The sequence below is a fragment of the Anaerococcus hydrogenalis genome, assembly GCF_002871895.1.
GTDB lineage: Bacteria > Bacillota > Clostridia > Tissierellales > Peptoniphilaceae > Anaerococcus > Anaerococcus hydrogenalis.
On sequence record NZ_PNHP01000011.1, the window covers coordinates 1 to 516 of the forward strand.

Here is a 516-nt window from a genome sequence, read left to right on the forward strand (position 1 = left end):
AGACCAGCTATCAAATGTCAAGAGAAAATAGAAAATAATTAATCTTGTAATTTATGGCACGTCAAACAAGCCTAAAAATTAGGCTTAGAAAACTAAATAACAATTAAATATTAGGTATGTAAGCTTTGTTATCCCTCAAAACAGCAAAAATAATGTTAGTAAGTTTTCTAGCAACTGCACCAATAGCTGTACCATGAGCTTTACCCCTTTGTCTAAGTTTTTGATAATACACAGACAGAGCAGGATCTTTAAAGGCAGCAACACTAGCAGCAAGCCAAATAGCACGTCTAAGATAAGGAGAACCACGTTTAGAAATCTTAGTATCGGTAGCATTAAAATTTCCAGATTGCTTAACAGCAACATCTAAACCAGCATAAGCAACTAACTGATTAGCTCTCTCAAATCGTGAAACATCACCGATTTCTGAGAAAATAGCAGCGCTAAGACATCACCAATACCAGTGATAGAAGTAATAACAGGGCATAAAGAATTAATCATAGAAGAAATTTCATCTTC

Annotated in this window: 1 pseudogene; it reads right to left on the bottom strand. The window is 34.5% G+C overall.

Features of this window, described 5'->3' with window-relative positions:
* Nucleotides 1–103: 103 nt before the first annotated feature.
* Nucleotides 104–516 (bottom strand): annotated as a pseudogene (locus CJ192_RS09175) (transposase); the annotation flags it as partial.